The organism is Leeuwenhoekiella sp. CH_XMU1409-2, assembly GCF_037029365.1.
Classification (GTDB): Bacteria; Bacteroidota; Bacteroidia; order Flavobacteriales; family Flavobacteriaceae; genus Leeuwenhoekiella; species Leeuwenhoekiella blandensis.
Map to the genome: position 1 here is coordinate 1 of NZ_JAYMEI010000046.1, position 1,065 is coordinate 1,065.

The window sequence follows — 1,065 nt, forward strand, 5'->3', positions numbered from 1 at the left end:
CCAAATTATAGATGTTTTGAATAAAACAAAAATTGAAAATGGTGTATTAGATTGGAATAATTATGAGATGTCAGATGATAACAAAGAAAGGGTTGAAAATATATTTTTTGAATTAGAATCTCTTATTGAGGAGCAAAGAAAACAACTATTAAAGATTAAAAGTAATTTCTTTACAAAAGACTAATTTTTCTCTTTATTCGAAATTTAAATGGCTTATAAGTATACATTTAGGTCAAAAATTTACAGTTGTAAGTGATTTTTTTCAACTTTGTAGATGATAAAAATGTTACCATTTTTAGTAGCGAAGCGGATAGAAATGAGTAGCAAGAGGGTAACCCGCTACGCGAGGTTACAACTACTCATTTTGTTGATTTTAAGTTGTTTAATTTTTTTTTGAAGGTTTGGAGAACCAGGAATTACGTGAAAAACTTCCTGAACCCTTTAAATCAGGGACATTTTTTCGTGAAAAATACTGAAGATGTTAGTGGTAAGTAAAATTTAAAGAGTCCTCACCACATTCTCCTACACTGCGTTTCGGTGAAAGCGGTTCGTCTAAAAGGTCTTGAACACAGGCCAAAAATACCAATATTATAATATTAAAACGTGTTAGCCATTTTTGACCTGAGTTCGCTGGGCATTCTAACCTGGAATGGACAATCTTTAACTTTTGAGATTTATTTTCTTTTTAATACACTCCCGACCGCATACCTTTTATGATAGCAAAAGTACAGGATTCTAAATTAGTCGGGCGCATAAACCGGTCGGCTGCGCCTTCCTATTTATAGCCCTTTTCTAATTTAAAATCCCGAAGGTAATAACTATCAAAAAAGGTATTGCGACGGCTCTGGAGGAAGTAAATGAAACACCAAAATCCCATATGCGTTTTGATCTACAATACTGTTTCAATTGAGCAAAAAAGGATTTGCTCAAGATGAAATAAGTAAATGGTCTAGTGCTCGGTATGCGTTGATGCTTCTTCACGTAACAACTGGACTTGCAACAAAAAACTGGACTTTAAGTTGAGTGACTATGCTGCTAGTTTTTGATTATACATATCTATTTCAA

The 1,065-nt window shown here is 33.1% G+C and carries 1 protein-coding gene; it reads left to right on the forward strand.

What is annotated here, in order from left to right; genetic code table 11:
- Nucleotides 1–184: hypothetical protein (locus WA338_RS18795; protein ID WP_336094553.1), on the forward strand; the 184-nt coding region annotated here is incomplete at its 5' end.
- Nucleotides 185–1,065 lie beyond the last annotated feature (881 nt).